Origin of the sequence: Saltatorellus ferox, from assembly GCA_007751475.1 — a bacterium.
Lineage (GTDB): Bacteria > Planctomycetota > UBA1135 > UBA1135.
On record CP036434.1, the window covers coordinates 2,729,492 to 2,750,514 of the forward strand.

At 67.6% G+C, this 21,023-nt stretch carries 11 protein-coding genes; 8 read left to right on the top strand and 3 right to left on the bottom strand.

Features of this window, described 5'->3' with window-relative positions; all coding sequences use genetic code 11:
- Window positions 1-136: 136 nt before the first annotated feature.
- Genes Poly30_RS09755 through Poly30_RS09765 form a run of 3 tightly spaced genes read right to left on the bottom strand, consistent with a single transcriptional unit; the run spans window position 137 to window position 8,610 of the window.
- Entirely contained in the window at window positions 137-3,709 is a 3,573-nt protein-coding gene (locus Poly30_RS09755) for an efflux RND transporter permease subunit (protein WP_145196711.1), read from the bottom strand.
- Between the two features lie 22 nt (window positions 3,710-3,731).
- Window positions 3,732-7,202 carry an efflux RND transporter permease subunit gene (locus Poly30_RS09760; protein ID WP_145196713.1) on the bottom strand — a complete coding sequence of 1,157 codons (3,471 nt, stop codon included), beginning with the start codon at window positions 7,200-7,202 and terminating at the stop codon, window positions 3,732-3,734.
- Window positions 7,192-8,610 (bottom strand): efflux RND transporter periplasmic adaptor subunit, encoded by a 1,419-nt coding sequence (locus Poly30_RS09765; RefSeq protein WP_419191192.1) that lies wholly within the window; start codon window positions 8,608-8,610, stop codon window positions 7,192-7,194. Before Poly30_RS09765 ends, Poly30_RS09760 begins: the two co-directional genes overlap by 11 nt.
- A 497-nt stretch (window positions 8,611-9,107) precedes the next feature.
- Here Poly30_RS09765 and Poly30_RS09770 point away from each other — a divergent pair, with 497 nt between their 5' ends.
- The 8 genes from Poly30_RS09770 (at window position 9,108) to Poly30_RS09805 (ending at window position 21,019) form a co-directional block, all read left to right on the top strand.
- Complete coding sequence (locus tag Poly30_RS09770) at window positions 9,108-11,039, top strand: nitrilase-related carbon-nitrogen hydrolase (protein WP_419191193.1); 1,932 nt, start codon at window positions 9,108-9,110, stop codon at window positions 11,037-11,039.
- 403 nt (window positions 11,040-11,442) lie between these two features.
- Window positions 11,443-12,303, top strand: a complete 861-nt coding sequence (locus Poly30_RS09775) for a hypothetical protein (RefSeq protein WP_145196719.1) — start codon at window positions 11,443-11,445, stop codon at window positions 12,301-12,303.
- Window positions 12,304-12,346: 43 nt separating this feature from the next.
- A complete protein-coding gene (locus tag Poly30_RS09780) occupies window positions 12,347-12,613 on the top strand; it encodes a hypothetical protein (RefSeq protein ID WP_145196721.1) in 267 nt (88 codons plus the stop codon).
- Between the two features lie 545 nt (window positions 12,614-13,158).
- A complete protein-coding gene (gene mreB, locus Poly30_RS09785) occupies window positions 13,159-14,226 on the top strand; it encodes a rod shape-determining protein (protein ID WP_419191194.1) in 1,068 nt (355 codons plus the stop codon).
- A 103-nt stretch (window positions 14,227-14,329) separates the two neighbouring features.
- Window positions 14,330-15,862: a rod shape-determining protein MreC gene (locus Poly30_RS09790; protein WP_419191195.1), complete on the top strand. Its 1,533-nt coding sequence runs from the start codon at window positions 14,330-14,332 to the stop codon at window positions 15,860-15,862.
- Window positions 15,859-16,437 carry a hypothetical protein gene (locus Poly30_RS09795; RefSeq protein ID WP_145196725.1) on the top strand — a complete coding sequence of 193 codons (579 nt, stop codon included), beginning with the start codon at window positions 15,859-15,861 and terminating at the stop codon, window positions 16,435-16,437. The genes Poly30_RS09790 and Poly30_RS09795 overlap by 4 nt, the downstream gene beginning before the upstream one ends.
- Window positions 16,437-19,826 carry a penicillin-binding transpeptidase domain-containing protein gene (locus Poly30_RS09800; protein ID WP_145196727.1) on the top strand — a complete coding sequence of 1,130 codons (3,390 nt, stop codon included), beginning with the start codon at window positions 16,437-16,439 and terminating at the stop codon, window positions 19,824-19,826. The genes Poly30_RS09795 and Poly30_RS09800 overlap by 1 nt, the downstream gene beginning before the upstream one ends.
- Entirely contained in the window at window positions 19,823-21,019 is a 1,197-nt protein-coding gene (locus Poly30_RS09805) for an FtsW/RodA/SpoVE family cell cycle protein (protein WP_145196729.1), read from the top strand. Before Poly30_RS09800 ends, Poly30_RS09805 begins: the two co-directional genes overlap by 4 nt.
- Window positions 21,020-21,023 lie beyond the last annotated feature (4 nt).

Sequence of the window (21,023 nt, forward strand, 5' to 3'; positions counted from 1 at the left end):
TAGCAACCACCGTGCCAGAACGGTTAGCGACCCAAGCTTTGCGAGGAGGCGCCGGGGAAGGGGGGACTGCTATTCCCGGTCCGAAGTCACACGAACCATGCGTGCGCAACCGCCCATTCGAGCCGCCACGGCCGGCTTACCCCCGGGAGTCGCGGATGACCAGACTCCGGATCGCGGTCATGTCTTCCGTGGCAAAGCGAAGTCCCTCGCCGCGCTTTCCGCTGCTGAAGACACGCTGGAAGAGCCACGTCAGCCAGAGCGAGAGATCGTCGATCAACGTGTAGGCCAGCGGCACGACCCATAGCGTGAAGAAGGTGCAGATCGCGAGGCCACCAGCCACGCACGTCGAGAGCGCGCGGTAGTCGATGCCCTGGGTCGGAGCATCTCCCATCGCCATCGGCAGGAGCCCGAATACCGTCGTCAGCGCGGTCATCAAGATCGGCCGCACGCGCGCCGACGCACCCTCGATCACCGCGTCCTTCCGGGGCAGCCCTTCCTCCAGCCGCAGTCGGTGGATCTTGTCGATGAGGACGATACCGTTGTTCACGACCACGCCTACGAGGATGATGATGCCGATGTAGCCAATGGAGTCCATCGGAGTTCCCGTGATGTAGAGCGTCCAGAAGGCCCCGAGGCCCGCGAAGGGAATCGTCGTCAGCACGCTGAGGGGAAGCAGAACGGACTCGAAGAGAATCCCCATGAGCAGGAACACGAGAACGATCGCCAGGTAGCCCGCGTTCGCAAGGTCCTTCATCTCCTGGAGGCCCTGGGTCACGACGCTCGTGTCGCGGCCAAGGCTGTAGCCGCGGGGAAGATCGAGCCCATCGAGCGCCGCGTAGCCTTCTTCGACCAGTTCGGCTTGACGGGTCGGGTCGGCGACGCGCGCCGTGATCTGGAAGCTGATCTGTCCGTTCCGCCGGGAGATGCTGGAAGGCGACGGCTCGAAGCGGATCGTGCTGAACGTCGCCAGCGGGACGGCGCCGTTCTCGCCCCACACGGAAAGGTCCTTCAGCGTGTCCAGGCCCGCATACGCCGTGTCGTCGTACTCGATGATCAGCGGCGTCTCCTTGTCCTCTTCCTGGAAACGCGGCAGCTGCGAACCCCGGAGGGCCCAGCCGACGTTCCTGAGCGCGGACTGTGAGTTGAGCCCGTAGGAGAAAGCCGTGTCTCCATCGACCTCGAGCAAGAGCTGATCGGGAGCGTCTTCCGTGGCCGTCCGCACGTCGGTGAGGCCGGGAACCTTCTCCAGGATCGCGACCGCCGCTTCCCCGAGGTCACTGAGCTTGTCAGGGTCGGTTCCCCGCAGCTCGAACGAGACGAACTGCTTCGAGCCCTCCGCCGCCGCAGGGTCGCCGCTGAACGACACCCGATGCCCGGCGAACTTCGGAAGGATCGAGCGCAAGCGCGTTCGATGCGCTTCCAGCACCTTGGGATCGAGTCGCTCGGCCCAGCGCAGGTCCACGTCGCCGCCGCCCGAGTCGAAGCGAGCGACGACGTTCTCGAAGCCCATCTCCTCCTTCAGCGGTTCGACGAACTCCTCGTAGCGCTGGATCTCACGGCTCGCCTCGCCGAGCGTGAAGTTGTTCTCGAGGTCGACGTCGAAAGACAGCTCGCTGGTGTCCTCGTCGTCACCGAACGCCGTGAGGCTCGTGTTCGTCGCCGGTATCACGATCGAGAAAGCGGCGATGACCGAAAGCAAGAAGGCGAGCGGGCGGTGGGCCAGCGTCCACTCCAGGAGCGATCGATTGAGTGCCTGGACCCAGGCGACCACGGACGTGCCTTCGGGGACGAAGCTCTCCGGCCGCGCCGGTCCGCGGGCCGCGCGCTTCCAGAGGTGCGGCAGGAGGAACACGATGATGGCCGCGAGGATCCTGGGGACCCACTGGAGGATCGGACCGGTCTTCATCAGGGTGCCCACAGTCCCGGCCGGTGCGCCGAGGGACTCGAGGTCCTTCCCGACGGAGCCCAGGTCACTCACCTCGGAGCCGGCACGAATCCCGAGGTAGACGACGCCACAGGCGAGCGCAAAGCGCAGGGGGGATCCTGCCACCCGGAGGACCATCTTTTCGATGCGGAAGAGAACCCAGAACACCACGAACGCGGCCATCCGGGCGGCTCCGATCGTATAGGCCAGGAGTCGCGCCGGCGCGGCCACCACGGGCGCCATCCGGTCGGCGATCCGCTGGGCCCATGCCGGACGCTCTCCGATCACGCGCGCGGCGGCTGTCGGGATGAAGAACAGGGCGACGAAGAGGCTGAAGATCAGCGAAGCACACAGCGGAACGCCCATCGCCTGAAGGAAGATGCTCATGCGCTGTCCGCCCATGAAGATCAGCGGCAGGAACACCACGACCGTGGTCATCGTCGCGAGCGAGACGGCGAGGCCGACGTCCCGCGCCCCGAGCACCGCCGAGCGCTTGGGCGACTCGCCGAGGGAGCGCTGGCGCGCGATGCTCTCGATCACGACGACGGCGTTATCGACCAGCATGCCGATGCCCAGCGTCAGGCCCGTCATCGTCAGCACGTTGAAGGAAAGCCCGCGAGCGGACTCGAAAGCGATCGCCAGCAGCGCCGACACCGGGATGCAGAGCGCCACGCAGAACGTCATCCGCGCGCGCCGCAGGAAGAGGAACAGAACCAGCACCGCGAGTCCGCCGCCCTGAACCGCCGTCCCTTCCAGCCTCTCCAGGGACGACTTGATGAAGTCGGCCTGATTGAAGAACACCTCGGCCTTGAGCTTGCCCTCCAGCCGGGGATCGGTCTCGAATCCGTCCATCACGGCCTGCAGCTCCTCGCCGACCGCCACCACGTTGGCACTGCCCTCTTTCTGGACCATGCCGTAGTAGGCATAGCCGCCGTTGATTCGCGTGACGCGATCGCGCACCGAGTTCACGCGCTCGACCGTGGCGAGCTCACCGAGCCGGAGGCCCGGCCTCACCGGGTACTGGCGGATGTCGTCGAGGTCCTTGAAGCGCATGTCCGAGCGCAGGATGAACTCGCGGCCGCCCTCCGAGACCTCGCCGAGCGGCTGGGCGAAGTTGTCCGTGCTCAGTCGTTGGACGAGTGACCCGAGGTCGAGCCTCGCAGCCGCCACTTTCTCCTCGTCGAGGAAGATGCGAATCGACTCGTCGAGCAGCCCGAAGATGTTCACGCGGCTGACGCCGTCCACCGCCTCGAGGCTCTTCTGGACCCGCTTGTCGATGAGCGTGGCGATATCGTCCGACCGCTCGTCCGCCACGATCGCGAACCACATGATCGGCATGTCGCCATCATCGCTGGCCCAAACGTAGATCTCGTCCACCGTGTCCGGAAGCTCGGGGCGCGCGCGCTCGATACGGTCGCGGAGCTCGGCCTTCGCGAGGTCCGTGTTGGCCTCGCCGTTGTACTTGACCCGGATCCGAACCGTTCCGGCGGACGACCGCGAGGAGATCTCGTCGATCTCGGGGAGCGTGCTGAACTGCTCCTCCAGGATCCGCGCGACCTTATCCACGTTCTCCTGGGCCGTGGAGCCAGGGTTCGGAACGATCACGGTGAAGCGCGAGCCCTGGATGCCTCCGGGCAGGAACTGCAGCGGAATGCGCGTGTAGGCGATCACGCCCAGCAGGACGAGCGTTACGAAGATGACGCCCATCGCGATGGGGCGGGAGACGGTCATCCCGAAGAAGCCGCGGTTCGCGGCTTTCTGCTTCCGTGTGGGCTGTGCGCTCATGATCGTCGTGGCGAGGTCGGGGTCAGGCAGCCTGGGGGTCGGCCTTCGGATCGTGGATCGACGGTCGCCGATCGCGGATCAGGAGTCGGTAGACGACGGGAATGACGAGGAGCGTCAGCAGCGTCGAACTGACGAGGCCGCCGATCACGGCGATGGCCATGGGGGCGCGAAGCTCGGCGCCCTCGGCGCCCACGAAACGCTCGATGCCGGGGATACCCATGAGCCAGCCCGTCAGCGGCACGAGGCCCAGAACGGTGGTCGCCGTCGTCATCAGGATCGGGCGCAGACGAGCGCGGCCGGCTTCGAGGATCGCGTCGCGCACGAGCAGACCCTCGCCGCGCTTCTGGTTGATCCGGTCGACGAGCACGATCGCGTTGTTCACGACGATGCCCGCGAGGAGAATCAGGCCGATGAAGACGACGACCGAGAGGGGCACGCTGAGTGCGTCGAGCAGCAGCACCGCGCCGACGCCGGCCAGCGGTACGCTGAAGAGGATCACAAAGGGCTGAACCAGCGATTCGAACTGACACGCCATCACGACATAGACGAGGAAGATGGCGAGGATCAGCGCGAAGTAGAGGCTCTTCGTGCCTTCATCGAGTTCGCGCTTCTGTCCGCCGAGTTCGACGGTCACCTCGCCGGGCGGTACGAGCGTGTCGATGGCCGCCTGGACGCGATCGTTGAGTCCGCCGACGTCGTCGCCGCTGCTCGCGGCCGTCACGAGCACCGCTCGCTGGCCACCGATCCGGCGAATCTCGGCCGGGCCCTGCACGCGAGTGATGGACGCAACCGCAGAGAGCGGCACCGGCTGGCTCGCCGTCGGGTTGATGATCAGCTCGGACACGTCGTCGATCGATCCGAGCAGGATCTCGTCGCCGCGCACGCGCACGTCGATGCGGTCGTCGCCGTCGACGAAGCGCGTGCTCACGCTACCGAGCACCTGGTCGCGCACGTAGTTCGAGACGGCGCTGAGATCGAGGTCGTAGGCCAGCGTCTTGTCGCGATCGAAGGTCACGCGCGCTTCCGGATAGCCGGGACGCACGGAGGAGCGCACGTCGGTGAGCCCAGGGATCCCGTCCAGGCGCGCGGCGACCTGGAGGGCCGCCGCCTCGAGGTCCTCGAGGTTCCAGCCCTTGATCTCGACCGCCACGGCCGCGTCCAACGCGAAGGGAGTCGGGCGCCGCACATCCACGACCTCCATCTCGGGAAGGCCGGTCACGAGGCTGCGGACGGCGAAGATCAGCTCGTCTTCCACCTCCGAGCCGAGCTTCGGATCGAGCCGGACCGTCAGGCGCGCCGTGTGCTCGTCCTCGATCTCGCGGGTCAGCGTGTCCTTCTCGACGCCCACCGTGAGCGATGTGACGTCCACGTGGTCCATGCGGCGAACCTCCTCCTCCAGCGCCGAGTACACGTACTCCGACTCCTCGATCGGGGTGCCTACGGGAAGCGCCAGGAAGGCGGTGAACTCGCCCTGGTGCACCTCGGGGATCAGCTCCAGCCCGAGGTGCTTGGCCCGCTCGGTGGCGTACCAGCCGAGCACGCCAACGGCGACGAGGATCAGGAGAGGTGCGCCGAGGGCGAAGCGCAGAAGGGGGGGGTAGACGGCGTCGACGGCCCGCCAGAGGAGGTCGAAGAGTGCCTTGAAAGGCCAGGTCAGGACGAAGAGCACGGCGCCGATGGCGATGCCGATGAGCAGGATCGCGCGAAGGCCGAGGAACGCGAGGAGCGTCAGCGTTCCCGTGAAAGGGGCCACGATGCGCTGGAACAGCGTGGCGTTCTCCCGCCTGGGATAGAACGCGCCGAAGAACGGCCCTTCCCGCTTGCCGCGGAACGAATCCAGCGGGTTCGTCTCACCGGCGAGGAACTTCCGGCTCGCCAGCATCGGGATGAACAGCACCGCGACGAGCAGCGAGACCAGCAGAGACGAGACGACGGTCACGGCCTGGTCGCCGAAGATCTGGCCCGCGATGCCCTGGACGAAGACGATGGGGGCGAACACCGACACCGTGGTCAGCGTCGACGCCGTGATCGCGCCCGCGACCTCCGCGACGCCGCGAACCGCCGCCACCTGCAGGCTGTCGCCCTCCTCGCGGCAGCGCGTGATCGACTCCAGCACGACGATCGCGTTGTCGACGAGCATCCCGACCCCGAGCGCGAGGCCCCCGAGCGACATGATGTTGAGGCTCACGTCGAGCAGGAACATCGGCGCGAAGGTCACGACGACCGAGATCGGAATGGCGACGGCGATGATGAGCGTCGCGCTGAGCTTGCGCAGGAACAACCACATCACGATAACGGCGAACAGCGCCCCGAGGATGGCGGACTGCTTCACCTCGTTCACGGCGTCCGCGATGAACGTCGACTGGTCCGAGAGCAGCTCCAGCGTGGCCTCGTCCCGATGCTTCCAGCCGAGGAACGCGAGCTTCGAGCGGTCCGACCACTGGATCTGATCCGACTTCTTGTCCTTGTTCTTCTCGGCGAGGGCCTGCTGCTCCGCGGTGCCGACCACCGCGTTTCGGACGCGCTCGGCGATGTCGACGATGTTGGCGCCCGCCTCGCGATAGATCGCGATCTCGACGGCCTCGCGCCCGTTGAGCTTGGTGATGACCTCGCGCTCCGCGTGGGTGCGGTCCACCTGGGCGATGTCGCGAACGCGCACGACGGCGCCGTTCACCCGCGCGACCGCGAGGTCGCGGATCTCCTCGACGCTCTGGAATTCGTTGAGCGTGCGGACGAGGTAGTCGGTCGACCCTTCGCGGATCTGTCCGCCCGACGCGTTCAGGTTCTCCTGCGCGAGTCGCTGGCCGATGATCGCCGGGTCGAGGTCGAGCGCCGCCATGCGGAACGGGTCCACGCGCACGCGGATCTCCTCTTCCATGCCGCCGCGGACCTGCACCGCTGCGACGCCGGAGATGCCCTCCAGCTCACGCTTGATGCGCTTGTCCGCGAGCCAGCGCAGGCGAATCAGCGTCTCCTCGTCGGTGACCTCCACGCCTTCCGCCGGAGCCACTCCGAAGCGGAGGATCGGATCGAGGTTCGGGTCGTAGCGCAGGATCAGCGGCTTGTCCGCCTCGTTCGGCAGGAAGACGCCGTCGAGGCGGTCGCGGACCTCCTGGACCGCGAACGTCATCTCGGTGCCCCAGTCGAACTCCAGCAGCACATCGCTCGTGCCCGCGCGGCTGATCGACGTCGTATCGATCAGGTTGGGGAGGGTCGCCAGCGCTTCCTGTAGTCGGACGGAGAGCCGATCCTCGACGTCCTCCGGTGCGGCGCCCGGGAACGTGGTCCGCACGGTCAGGGTCGGGTAGCTGATCTCGGGGAGCAGGTCCACCGGCAGCTTCGCGAACGAGACGATCCCGAACACGCCGAGCGCGAACATCAGCATCGTGATCGCGACCGGCCGTGTCGCGACGAAGGCCAGTGCGCTCCGGGTCGCGTCGGAGGTGCTCTTCCCCGTCAGCTCGAACTCAGGCTCGGTCCGGTCAGGCGTCATCGCTTTCCTTCTTCGCGTCGCTGTTCGAGTCCTGACTCTCCGCTTCGTCCGCTGCGCTGGAAGGCGCCTGACGCGCGGCCCAGGGCGCGGGCTCGATGCTGTCGCCGTCCTCCAAATCGCGGTTGCCGACGACGATCACCTGATCCCCCGGAGTGAGCGCGCCATCCATGGTCGGGACGACCTCGACGTCCTCGTCGGTCGAGAAACCCTCTTCGACGCGAACGCGGCGGGCCTTCTGTCCATCGGCGATGAAGATGAAGTAGCTGTCGCCCTCGCGGAGGAGCGCGCGCTTCGGCACCGCCAGGGCGTCCGGGTGGCGCTCGGTCACGATCCGGACGCGCAGCAGCATGCCCGGTAGCACCGGCGGGCGATCCACCTCGGCGGCGGGCTGCTCGATGCCGAGCGTCACGCGGAACTGTCCGGAGGCGGCGTCGATCGTCGGACTCACGAAGAGGATCTCGCCCGTGTAGACCTCTCCCGGCAGGGCCTCGGGTTCGATCTCGATGTCGAGTGAACCGCTCGCCTCGGTGCCCGCGTCGGACGCGGGTCGGGCCCGCAGCTCCGCGGCGCGGAAGAAACCGAGCTCGCGCTGGGGGCGAGAGACCACCGCGCGGACGTTGTCCGGGTCGGTCAGCATGAAGGCCGCGGCCGAGTTGGACGTCAGGTCGCCGAGCCGAACGCTCCGGCTCGCGATGACACCGTCGAAGGGAGCCTTGACCTCGGTGAACGACAGGTTGAGCTCCGCCGTCGCGATCTGCAGATTCGCGCGCTCCACGGCGATGGCCTGGCTGGCGAGAGCTGCGTCCGCGCGCTCCTTGGCGACGCGCTGCGCCGCCACGTTCGATTCGTTCGTCCGGACCGTGAGGCGCAGGTTCTCCAGTTCGTTCTGGGAAATGATGCCGACGCCGATCGCCTCCTTGCGGTCCAGCTCTTTCTTCGACTGCTCGTAGGTCAGCTCCGCACGTTCCACGACCGACTCGGCCTCCGTGACCGCCAGCTCCAGGGCGCGCTTCGAATCGATGGCCTCGCGCAGCGCGATCTTCGCCTCGTCGAGCGCCGCCTGCAGCTCGCGCGGGTCCAGCCGCATGAGCACGTCCCCAGCGGCCACCCGATCACCCTCCTCGACGGTCACGTCGACGACGACGCCGGACGTTCGCGGGAAGATCGAAATCTCCTTCTCGGAGACCGCGTTCACGGTGGTCGAGATGGCGCGCACCATCTCACGCTGTTCCAGCGGAGCGGTCAGGACCTTGGTCCGCGAGAGCTTCTCGAGGGCCCCTTCGAAGGCCGCGCCGTTTCCCTGTGCCGGCGAGGAAGGCGCCGAGGCGGAGTCTCCGCTTCCCGCGTCCGCGCCCTGGGCCGGGCGGCCGCACGCCGAGAGCAAGAGCGCCACGGCGCAGGCTGCCATGGGTAGTGCCCGCGGACGACCGAACCCGGTCACCAGGAGGCTCCGGTCTTGGGGTGGACGCGAATCGAAGGCAGGTGGAATGAGCTGGACCAAGGCAACCCCGAGGTGGAGTGGTGTGGAGAGGGGAGAGGATGGCTTCGCGACATCGGCTCCGGAGAGCCGCTGGCAGGTGACGCGATGGGGGAGACCCGCACGGAGTTTTCCCGGGCGCCGAGGCCGGGCCGAGACGGGGCCAGGACCCAGGGCGGCGAGAGACGTCATGCGACCGACGAGCACCATCCTTGTTCGCCGCGTCAGGAATCCGGCGACGACTTTCCGGTGCTTCCCGGTCGTGCCCGGCTCCCGAGTCGGCAGCATGGCGGCCCCAGTGTCACCGGTAGCGCTCCCAGTCCCTTTATGTCCCCGCGAAAAACGTCTGTAACGACGCCATGCCAGCCCCTTCCGAAGGAACTTCAGCCGGACCCTCCGCGGGTCCTTCGACCGGGAATGCCCCGCCCATGACCCCGCCGATCTGGACTTCTCGGTCGACGCCGCTGGCTCCGCTTCGGCGGCTGGCGCTCGTACTTCTTACGTGGGGGATGATCGGTCTGGCTCAGCCCGGGATCCTCCGGCCGGATGGCTTCGGCCATCTCGCCTTCTTCGCGATCGGCCCCTGGGCGTTCGCGGCGTCCCGCCCCGGGCGGAGAGCGTTCCTCGCGGAGTGGCTCGGGCACAGCCTCGGGCTCGCCATCGTCTTCCACTGGATGATCGCCTTCATGCCAGTGATTCTGGCGCCGATGTCGATCGTTCCGGCGCTGTACCCGGCGTTCGCGGGCGTGCTGCTCCGGCGGTGCAGGCGCTGGCCCCTGGCGCTCCTCGCGCCCGCGGCCTGGCTCTTCGCCGAGGCCCTGCGCTGGTACCTGCCCGTGCCGTTCTCCTTCGGTTGGTTCCGCCTCGGGATGCTGATGCACGACACCGAGTGGATCGTCGGGAGCGCGGCGTGGCTCGGCACCTGGGGTCTCTCGTGGGGAATCGCGGCCCTCGGGGGGCTGGCCGCTGACCTCTATACCGCCGTGACTCGTCCCCAGGGGACGCGCTATCCGACCGTGGCGGCGCTCGTCTTCGGGCTCGCTCCGCTCCTCGGGCTGATCGGCCTGAGCGTGGTGGCCGATCGGTCCCTGCAGATGTCGGCGACCGGCTCGGACCGCTTCGAGGAAGGCCCGGACCTGCTCATCGTTCAGCCGGGGATCTCCCAGGAGATCAAGGCCGCGCGGCGCGACCCCCTGGCCGATCGCTTCGTCCCCCAGGTGACGCGCACCCTGCAGGCGCTCTACGAGACGCGGCCCGCGGACCGGAGCGGCGACGACGCCCAGCCGGACCTCGTTCTCTGGGGGGAAACGTTTCTTCCTGGCAAGCTCTCGAGCCCGGAGGTCCAGTCGGCCTTCCGGGAGGGGGCCCGGCCCGCGGACTGGGCCTGGCCGTACCCTGCGCCGCTGGATGAGCGGAACTTCATGGGGCAGGACGCCTCCGCCCGTGAGATGGTGGGGGCGCTGTTCGGCCAGGCCTCGATGCGGGCGCTCTGGAAAGGACTCTTCGACGGCGGGCTCGCGGTCGACTGGGCCGAGCGGGTCATGATCGGCCAGCGTCTGCTTCCGCCGGGGACCTCGTTCCTGTCGGGCGTCGAGGCCTGGACGACCGTGGGGGAGGGCGCCGAGCGTGAGCTCCGAAGCGTCAATGGCGTGGTCCTCTGGGACGCCATGGGCCAGGGGTCCGGGGTCGCCTCCAAGGTCCACATCGTCCCCGGAGGCGAGACCGGCGAGCCGCTTCGCGCGGTGCCCTTCGTCCTCGATGCCGTGAAGAAGGTCGCGCGGGCCATCCCGGACTTCGTGGGGACCGACGAACCCTCGGTCCTGACGCTCCTCACCCGCGACGGCGGCGCCTACCGGATGGGCATCGCCGTTTGCTTCGACAACGCCTTCGACGATCCTTTCACGGCTCCCCTCGCCCGCGGCCCGGTCGATTTCTTCGTCGTGGCCAGCAACGAGGCCTGGTACGACGACAGCGCCTTGATGGACCACATGCTGGCCTTCACCCGGATCGCAGCGGCCTCGACCCAGCGTTCGATCGTGCGCGCCACCAACTCCGGGATCTCCTGCGTCGTGGGCCCGGACGGTAGGGTTCGGGCGATCTTGACGGTCCCCGGCGACGATCCCGAGGCCGATCGGAAGCGAAAAATGGTGGCCGGCGTGCTTCGGAGTCGAGTGCCCGTGCCGCGGCGCAGTGCCGGCGTGGAGGCCGCGCCCGCCACGTTCTTCGTCCACGCGGAGCGCTGGCTCGGGCCCTCGATGGGGGGCTTCGGCCTCGCTCTGCTCCTTCTTGGCGGGCTCCTCGGCGCGGCTTCCCGCGGAATCGTGGTGAAATCGAAGGAGGACGGTTACCCCGCCGCATGAGGTCGTTAGCGACTCCTGCTGGGATCGAATCGCCCCCGAGGGGCGCCTGATCCCGGCTTTCGTTCGTACGTGAAGCAGTTCGCTGCGCCGCGTATTCCCTGGTCGCTCAGGCGGGTATTTCCAAGATCCACGAGAGCGGCCTTCCTGACCCTTGACCCTGTCCCCGGGACGCCTCTACACTCCGCGCCCCACGTTGGAGACCCTGCCGGGCGCCTCGCGTCCCATGGCCTTCGCCGTTCCCCCCACAACTCCCCTGGCTCCCCCGCCCCAAAGCTTTTCTAGGGCGAGCGCTTTTTCACCCCCTCCAGCAGTCAACTCAGCCTGCTGATGGCCGCGTGAGGCCTCGTCTCCGGACGAGCTTCTCCCGCTCCATCTACGAGCCAAGTTCAACTCGACCAACGCTATGAGCCCGATCGGACGGATTTTTGTCGTCATCAACCTAGTTCTCGCTGGCCTGTTCCTTGGCTCGGCGGCCACCAACCTCGCCTCGGCCCAGAAGTACCGCGGGTCCTTCGAGAAAGAAGTGGCGGCCAAGCAGGCCCTCGAGCGGGAACTCAATGCCAGCATCGAGTCGCTGCGCGCCGAGAAGACCGCGGCGGAGAACATCCGCAACGAGATCAAGAATCAGAAGGACGCCCTGGAGACCCAGAAGGCAGCCCTCGACCAGGATATCGCCGCCAAGACGGACGAGATGAACCAGCTCAAGTCCAACATGGGCAACATCGACTCGCGCCTCGAGGACATGGCCACGCAGCTGGAGAACCAGAGCAGCCAGGTCGAGCAAGCCAACAACGAGCGGGTCGCCGCCGTCGAGGCTCGTCGCAACGCTGAGCAAGAGCGTGACGACGCCTTGGAAGAGAAGGCCTCGGCTTCCGACATGGCCAACGACCTCGAGATGCAGATCGCCCAGCTTCGCACGCAGCTGAACGAAACTCGCAGCGAACTCCAGAGCACCGAGACTCTCCTGACGGTCGCCGTCGAGAAGGCCGGCCTCACGGTGGCGGAACTCGGTGGCGCTGCCCCGAAGATCGAAGGCGCTGTCCTCCAGGTCGCCACGAACGTCAAGCCGGGCCTCGTTCACATCAACCGTGGATCGGCCGATGAGGTCAAGACGGGCTACGTCTTCGACATCTACAGCAGCGGCGTCTACAAGGGCCGCGCCCGCGTGGAGATCGTCAACTCGAACTCCTGCACCGCTCGCATCCTGAACGTCGTCGACGGTACGACGATCATGCAGGGCGATACGGCTTCGACCCGCATCTAGGTCGGACTCCTCGTTTTCACCCCCGTACCCAGGAGATCCACAAATGGCCAAATCCAAAGGACGTTCCGGCGGCGCTCGCCGCGGCGGAGCCGCGAAGCCAGCAGCCGCACCCGCGCGCCGCGAAGTCGTGGTTGACGAGATCGAAGTCGTCGAAGAGGAAGGCGGCATGGGCATCGATGACGGCATCGTCTTCATGACCACGCTCCTCCTGCTCGTCGCTCTTCTCATGGTCGACTACAACCGCGGCAAGAACTACGGCGAAGGCATGCTCTTCAAGGGCAAGTACGAAGCCGCGACCGCCGTCAAGTAGCGCCTGTTCTCCGGGAGGTCCGCTACGCCGACCTGTCTTGAGAAGCAACGAGGCCCGCCGCGCACCCGCGCGGCGGGCTTTTTCGTGCCAGGAAAGTGGGGCGACGACCCCGCGCCAGGTGGCCCGGCGCGGACTTGCCCGAAACTTCGGATCTTTTCGCGCCTCAAAAGAAACGGCGCTATTGAACGGCCCTCTCCGGTCCTTCACACTCCAGCCGCAGGGACAGCAGAAAGCGGTTGAGGGGCCGCCTTGTTCTTGTTCGGACGGCCGCACCTGTCCGAGAGCACCCGCGGACTCTATTCCAGAGATTCGTGGTCGTGCCTGCAGCCCCATCACCGCACAAGATCCATGAGGCACACTTCCACCGTTCCGTTCCAGCCCGAGGGGGCCCGCCCCCGACAGGGAAGGTCACCCATTGCCCGGCTGGCTGCTGTGTTTTTCGCTGGGTTCCGCACTGGGTTCCGCACTGGGTTCCCCGCTGGATTCCGCAATGGCTCGACCCTCGACTTCGCTCCTGATTCCCTCACGGGTGAGGAGCTGGCTTGATGAACTTCGTCAAGCCCATGGAGATGCTCTTCGGGCACCTCTCCACCGACATGGGGATCGACCTCGGCACCGCCAACACCCTCGTGTGCACGCGCGGCCGCGGCATCATCCTGAACGAGCCGAGCGTCGTCGCCGTCAAGAAGGGCACCAAGGAGGTGCTCCTCGACGGCATGGCCGTTGGTAACACGGCCAAGGAAATGCTGGGCCGTACGCCGGGCAACATCCAGGCGATCCGCCCGCTGAAGCACGGCGTCATCGCGGACTTCGACGTGACGGAGAAGATGCTCCGCTACTTCATCACCAAGGTGCACGATGGCCGCCACTGGGTGAAGCCCCAGGTCGTCATCGCGGTCCCCGTCGGGATCACCGCGGTCGAGCGACGAGCCGTCATCCACTCCGCCGAGCGCGCGGGCGCGCGGCGCGTGTACCTGATCGACGAGCCGATGGCCGCCGGCATCGGCTGCGACATGCCCGTGACGGAAGCGCGCGGCTCGCTCATCGTCGACATCGGCGGCGGCACCACCGAGATCGCCGTGCTCTCGCTGGCAGGCGCCGTCGTGTCGACGTCGCTGCGCATCGCAGGCGATGAGATGGACGAGGCGATCCTTTCTCACCTTCGTCGCCACCACAACCTGCTCATCGGCGAGCAGTCCGCGGAGCGCATCAAGCTCACCATCGGTTCGGCCTGGCCCATGGAGCAAGAACTCTCCATGGAGGTCAAGGGACGCGACTCGATCCAGGGCCTGCCGCGCCGCACCACGGTCACGTCGATCGAGATCCGCGAGGCGCTCAATCATCCCGTCCGGCTCATCTGCGAGGCGATTCGCGGGATCCTGGAGGAAGCTCCGCCCGAGATCAGCGCGGACCTCGTCGACACCGGCATCACGCTCGTGGGCGGTGGCGCTTTGCTTTACGGCATGAGCCAGGCGATCTCCGATCACCTCGGCGTTCCAGCGCGTGTCGCCGAGGATCCGCTGACGGCCGTGGCGCGCGGCACCGGGATCTTCCTCGACAAGCTGGACGTGTTCAGTCGCGTGCTCGCGACGGAAGAAGACGACTACCGCTGATCTTCGTCCGCCGCTGGCACCCGCTCGATCCCCGGATCGCGTTCGGCGCCAGCGCGTGGAAGGAGGCGTTTCGCCGGAGTAGAGGGGCTCCGTCACGATGGCCATGCGAGGACGATCACTGGGGGCATTCATTGGATTCGGGGCTGCGCTCTTCGCGCTGCGCCCTGTGGGTCCCGTGGAGCGTGTCCTTGGCCTCGTGTTGCTACCCGTTCGCGTCGTGGCCCCCCTCGGCACGCTTTCGACTCCCTTCGCGGGTACGTTCGACGAGCCGCTCGACCCGGAGACGCTAGCCCAGGAGGCGGTGCTCTCCCTCCAGCTGGAGCGCGCCGTGCTTCGCTCGGCGTGGCCGCAGCATTCGACGATCCCGGCCGGCGTCGTCGCGATCCCTGGCGAGGTGGACGCGCGCCAGGGAACGAAGCGAGATCACATCATGGTTCGCGTCCGGGATGACGCGTCCATTCGCCTCGACCATCCCGTCGTAGCGGGCGACGTGTACGTCGGCCGCGTCGAGCGGATTCCGCACCGTCAGCCGGCCCCGGACAACCCGGGGACGTTCACGCGCTGGATGCGACGGTTGAAGCTGGCCTCACCGCCGGTCCGGCCTCCGCGCAACGTGGTGGAGGTGGCGCTGATCACGGGAGCCTCCGAGCGCGTCGGCGGAGTCGTTCCGAAGGATCAGGACGGGCGGTCCTGTCGCCTCGTGGCCGGAGGTCTCAGCCCCCGAAACGATCGAACCTGGCTGGCCGTTCACAACCCCGAGAGCCGCGCGACGCGCTCGGGCTCCGTCGTCGTGCAGGAGCCTTTCAGCCGCGTGAACGGATTCGACTCGCTGGCCGAGGGGTTCTTGATCGGAGAGCTCAAGGAGGAGCCCTATCAGCGCGAAGGGGAAAGCTTCCAGCGGCCCATCATCGGCATTCAGCCTCCGGTGGACTTCGCGTCGGGGCTGAACCAGGTTCTCGTGCTGACGGACGGGGCCGCTCCTACGTCAGGGACGGCTGCGACGTCCGCCGCGACGCGCGCCCAGCGCGAAGCCGCCGGTGCGACCGCCGTGCCCGTCCTCGAGTCGGCGCGCTGGCTGTCGGTGCGCCTGTTCGCGTACGGAGATACGGCCCCATGGCGTTCGACGGCCCGGCTCCATCTCGGGTCGCGCTCGGGGGTTCGCGCGGGGGCGGCGGTCGTCTCCGGCGTGCGGCTCGCGGGCCGCATCGCGCGCTGCGACGAGGCAGGTTCCACCGTGGCGCTGGTGGATGATCCAGGGTTCGAGGTGGATGTCCTCGCGCAGGCGATCTCCGATCCCGACAGCGAGCCGCTCGTGCTCGGCCGGATTCGATCCGTCGGTCGGGCCCGCAACGTGATCCGGTTCGAGTGGCGACCGGAGGGCGGCAGTCTCCACGGGGAATGGTCCGCGCGCCACGCGGATGACGACGGCGTGGACGTCCGGCTCTGGACAGGTTCGGGCCTCGTGGCGACCCCGCGCGGGCTGCTCCTGGGGACGACCCGACTCCCGCTCGAGCTGCCGCCCGAGGAGAGCGTGTACCTCGACCTCGTCGAGACGGGGAGCGTCGGCGAGGAACTCTTCGTCCATGCCGGTGCAAGAGAGCGCGACCTCGATTCCCGGGGAGAGGGCGAGCGATGAGACGAGCGATCGGCTACAGCCTGCTGCTCTTCTGGACGGCACTGGCCGCCGCCGTCCATCTGACGCTGGCTGGATTCTCCGTCTCCCTTTTCTCGGGCATCGGCGCCGACTCGGTGCCGACGCTGCGTGCGTTCGTCCCCGATCTCGTCACGCTGCTGCTCGTCGCGACCGTCGGGCGGCTGTCGCGCCGGGATACGCTCATGATCGCGCTGGTGGTTTTCGTGGGCCGAAGCGCCTTCACGGGCTCGCCGCCGTTCGCCGTACTGGCAGGCACGATCCTGACGGCCTACGTGGCCGATACGTTGAGAACCGTCGCGGAGCTCGATCGCCCCTTCCTTCGCATCGTCAGCGCCGGCCTCGGGTCGCTCCTGTACGGCTACTGGCTCGTTTTTGTCGACCACGCGCTCGCGCGTGAGTCCCAGGCGCTCGGTGAACTGCACTTCGGCTCCCCGGACGCCGCGGCGGTCGGGCTGCCCATCGTGACGGCGGTAGCCACGGCCCTGTGCGCCCTCGCTTTCTGGCCTGTCTTCACGCGACTGCCCGGGCAGAAGCGCCTGGAAAGGAGAGCCTTCTGATGCTTCGCAGATTCGTCCCGCTCCTCGTGCTCCTCGGCGTGAGCCTTCTGGTCCTTCTCGCGCGGCTGTGGGACATCCAGATCGTTCAGCACGAAGTCTGGTCCACGGAGGCCGTGAACCTCGTGCGCTCCTACGGTGTCGATCCGTACGTTCGCGGAGCGCTCAAGGACCGCGATGGGCGACTCATCGCGCGCGATGAGGAGGTGTACGCGCTGGAGTTCGTCTGGAGGGATTTCCGCCGGGGTCATCCGCTGGGCCAGGTCGCGATGATGCGATCCCTGATGCTGATGCGGCCGGTCGGGCTGGACGAGGCGCGTCCGACGCTGGCGGAAGCCGCCCAGAGCTACGCGGCGCTGACGCCGAATGCGATCGACGGGTTTGCCGAAGGGCTCGAACTCGATGCCGGGATCGACTACGTGCCGGCTCTCGCGGCGACGAGCGATGAGGAGCGGCGGGAGGCGGCGGTCCGCGAGCGCCGCGGGCCGCGCGCCGGAGATCTCCGCTACTACATCATGCGGCTGCTCCATCTCTCGCCGCGCCAGATCAAGACGCTCGGCGAGAGGATCGAGAATGGTGGGGGAGATCACTCCTTCCTCGCGCTGGCGGCCGAGCTGCGCGAGCAGCCCATCGAGGCGGCGCGCCAGGCGCTGGAGGACGGCGTGGTCAAGGCGGATCTCAACCTGTCACGCCTGGCCTCCCTCATCGATTGGAGCGAGGAGATCGAGCGCGGAGAGGTCTCTGCGGTGATGGCTCCCGGGGATCGTCTCATTCCGCTGATCGAGGAGCGCAGGCGCGAGGTCGACGACGATACGGCGGACGCGCTCTTTCGAATCGCGGCGGGATTCTCGTCGATGCGGGTCAGCACCGAGAGCCTGGAGCAGTTCGACCTGCGCTGGCTCCGCGCCGCGCTCGACTGGGACGAGAGCCGGCTCGCCGAGTGGCAGCAGAGGCGCGGCGGCGCGTTCCGGGACGCGACCCGATCCTGGATGGCGGGGACGATGATCGCGCGGGCGAAGATCGGTGAGGGGCAGATGTGGGCCGGCGACCGGGTCCTGTCGGCCTTCGCGCACGCGTTTCGAACGGGTTCGGATGCCTGGGCGCGCGAGCACGGCGCGGCGGAGGACTGGCGCCTGATCGATGAACTCGACGTTCTTGCGGCCCTGCCAGAGCGCCTGGCTGCCGGTGCGGAGCTTCCGCCGGAGCTGATGGACGCGCCCGTGTTCCCGTTCCAGACCCGGGAGCTTCGGACGGCGGGGCTGGAGGGCGCTGACCTCGTCTTCGCGGCCTTCGAGGACACGCTGCTGCGCGAGAATCGCTCGCCGTCCCTGGACGACGGGCCGCTCGCCAGGGTTCGGGACGCCGAGTCGCCTGCCGAGGCCAGGGCCGCGGCCATGGCGGCCGCCGTGCAGATCACCAAAGTGGCGGAGCGGCGAGCCCGGGAATGGGGACCCGACGACGAGGCGCTCTACGCGGTGATCCTGGAGGGCGGATACGACCGCTTTCAGGTGCGGCTCGCCGAGATCCTGGACGCGGCACTCGCGCAGAGTCCCGAGGAGCAGCGGCCCCACGGCATCGCCTTCGGCGAACCCTTCGTCGAGAAGGCGCTGGAGACGCGCCGCTACGCGATCCGTGACCGCGGGGCCCGGGCCCGACTCGTCGGCGGCGAGCCGAGCACGGATCTTGTGCTTCTCGTCACCCGGTACAGCGAGGACTTCTCGGGCTTTCGGGTGGCCTCCAAGACCCGGCGTATTCCCATTGCGATAGGGCCCGATCACGAGACGCCGCTGGCCTCGAAGCTCATCGGTGCCGTACGAAGTCCTTTCCTCGTCGAGGTGATGCAGCGGGCGCCGGACCGCGAGGAGCTGAGCGATCTCAAGCGCAAGTACCGCCTGCCCGAGGAGGACCGGGCCCGCATCCTGAGCTTGCTCGACGCGGCGTTCCTGGCGGACGAACCCATCGGCGGCTCCGGGCTGGAGGCGTGGTTCGACGAGGAGCTCTCAGGCACGGCGGGCTATCAGGAGGTCCAGGGACTCCAGGACCGCATCGAGGGCAATCGCGAGCCGATTTATCGGCCGAAGGTGGACGGCAGGGACGTCACGCTCACGTTCGACATCGACCTGCAATACGCGGCGGAGGACGTGCTGCAGCATCCCGAGCCGCCGCCTGCCTCGGATCGCGCCGTGGATGATCTGTGGTTCGAGTATCCAGTGGGTGCGATCGTGCTGGCCACGGTGGGGGGCGAGATTCTGGCGGCGGCGTCCGTGCCCGTGAAGAACGGTGAGCCGGTCGGGCCGCCCGTGACCGACGGCGAGCGCGCGTATGCGATCGATCGGACGCTCGTTCGACCCCGGGGTCAGGCTCCGGGATCCGTCATGAAGCCGCTCCTGGCTGCCTACGCGCTGGAGTACCTGGGGCTCGATCCGGAGGTTGGGCTGGAGTACTGTGACGTGGACAGGCCGCGGCCGGGCCTGAGCCCAAAGAAGAGCAAGAACGCCGGATACGGCATCGTGGACTGCAATTCGACCTACGGCCATTCCCATGGCTCAGGGCGAAAGCTCGCCCTCATGGAAGCTCTCGGTGTCTCGTGCAACGTGTACTTCGCCGCCCTCGGCGAGAGGTACTTCGATCCGGCGTCGATGCGCGCTGCCTACGGCATGTTCGGCTTCGGCCAGCCCACTGGCGTCCAGTACGACGGGAACCAGAAGCGCGGCGGGATCATCGATAGCTACTGGCACAGTCCCAAGAGCCCACTGAACCCGAAGGCGCCGGATTCGGAGCCGGGTCCGGTGGATCGTCAGTACCTCGGCAACGGCCTCGTTCACGTGGACGTCAACGTGGTTCAGATGACCCGTGCTTACGCGGGGCTCGCCACGGGCTTCTTGCCGGAGATGACGTTCGTGAAGAAGATCGGGGACGAGGCCGTCCCCCGAACGATCTCCGCGCTCGACATCAGCAACGAGCACCTGGAGCTGGTCCGAGAGGCACTCTTTCGCGTCGTGAACGTCTCGGGGGGCTCGGCGTTCGGCAAGGGGCTCTCGGAGTCGGAGCTTGGCTTTGCCTTCGCGGCGAAGACGGGGAGCGCGGACTATCTCAAGGGACTCGTTCCTGGCAAGTACAACCGAGGCGCTCCGCTCGACCAGTACAAGGGGGGTGGGACACGCAAGCACACCTGGATGGCGGGATGGTTCCCGGCCCGTGAACCACGCTACGTCGTCGTGGTGTACGTGCACGATACTTCGGCGACGGCGAGCCACTCTGCCGTCTATCTGGCCGGGCAGTTCCTGAAGCGACCCGAGATCAAGGAGCTGATGAAGCTGGAACGCGAGGTGGACGCGCAGGCGGCGACGGAACCTGCGCGGGCCCTTGGAACCCAGGCGGAGCGTCGATGATCCGTGCGATCCGAGAGACGGTCGGGAGCGTCTTCTCCACCCGGCACATCCGCTGGATGGAGTTCGCGTGGCCCGCGCTCCTGCTGGCGGCCGGGCTGCTCTTCATCGGGCTCGTCTTCATCGATGCGATGTCCCTGTCCCAGAGCAACCTCGGCGGATCGGGGGCCGCCGGCCGCATCGACTTCGAGAACCACAAGCAGAAGGTCCTGGTGGCGATCCCCGTGTTCTTCGCCGGGCTCTTCCTGCGGCCCATGTGGCTGCGGCGGTTCACGCCGCTGATCTACCTCGCCTGTATCGCGCTCCTCGTGCTCGTTCAACTCATCGGTGACGAGCGGAACAACGCCAAGCGCTGGATTCAGCTTCCGCGCTTCGATCTTCAGCCCTCGGAGCTCGCCAAGGTCGGAACGATCCTCATGCTGGCGAAGGTGCTTCAGTCCAGTCGCCTCGACACGCTGGGGGAGTGGCTGAAGCCGCTTCTGGTCGCCCTGCTGCCGATGGTGCTCGTGGCGATCCAGCCGGACCTCGGGACAGCCCTGACGATCGTGCCGGTCACGCTCGGGCTGATCTATCTGGCGGGCGGAAGCGGTGTGGTGATCTCAGCCATGCTCGGGGCGACGGCGCTCTCGGGTTTCCTCGCGTTCCAGTCCGGTCTGCTCCAGGGGTATCAGATGGAGCGCGTGGAAACGTGGATCGAGTCGTTCGATACCGACGACCTGATCGCCGCGCGGAACGGAACCGCCTTCCACACGTTCTACGCGCGCACGTTCACCGGGAACGGGGGCGCGTTCGGCCGAGGCCTCGGCGAAGGCGTCGCGAACGAGACGGGCCTCCTGCCGGAGCGGGACTGCGATTCGATCATCGCGGTGATCGCGGAGGAGTGGGGGTTCTATCGGACGGCCGCGCTGATCCTCGCTTACGGGCTGATGGTGGTGTTCCTGATGATCTCGGCCTCCGGGCTGCGCGATCGATATGCCCGGCTCGTGGTCGGCGGCGTGGCCATCTACTTCGCGGCGCACCTCTTCATCAACGTCAGCGTGAACGTGGGCCTTCTCCCGATGACCGGGCTGACGCTGCCGCTGCTCTCCACCGGAGGGTCCTCTCTGCTCGCGACGTTCCTGGCGCTGGGGCTGGCGCTCGGGCTCGGGTCCCACCACGAGCGAGACCTCGGGAGCGACGCGTTCCGCCGGTATTGACCCT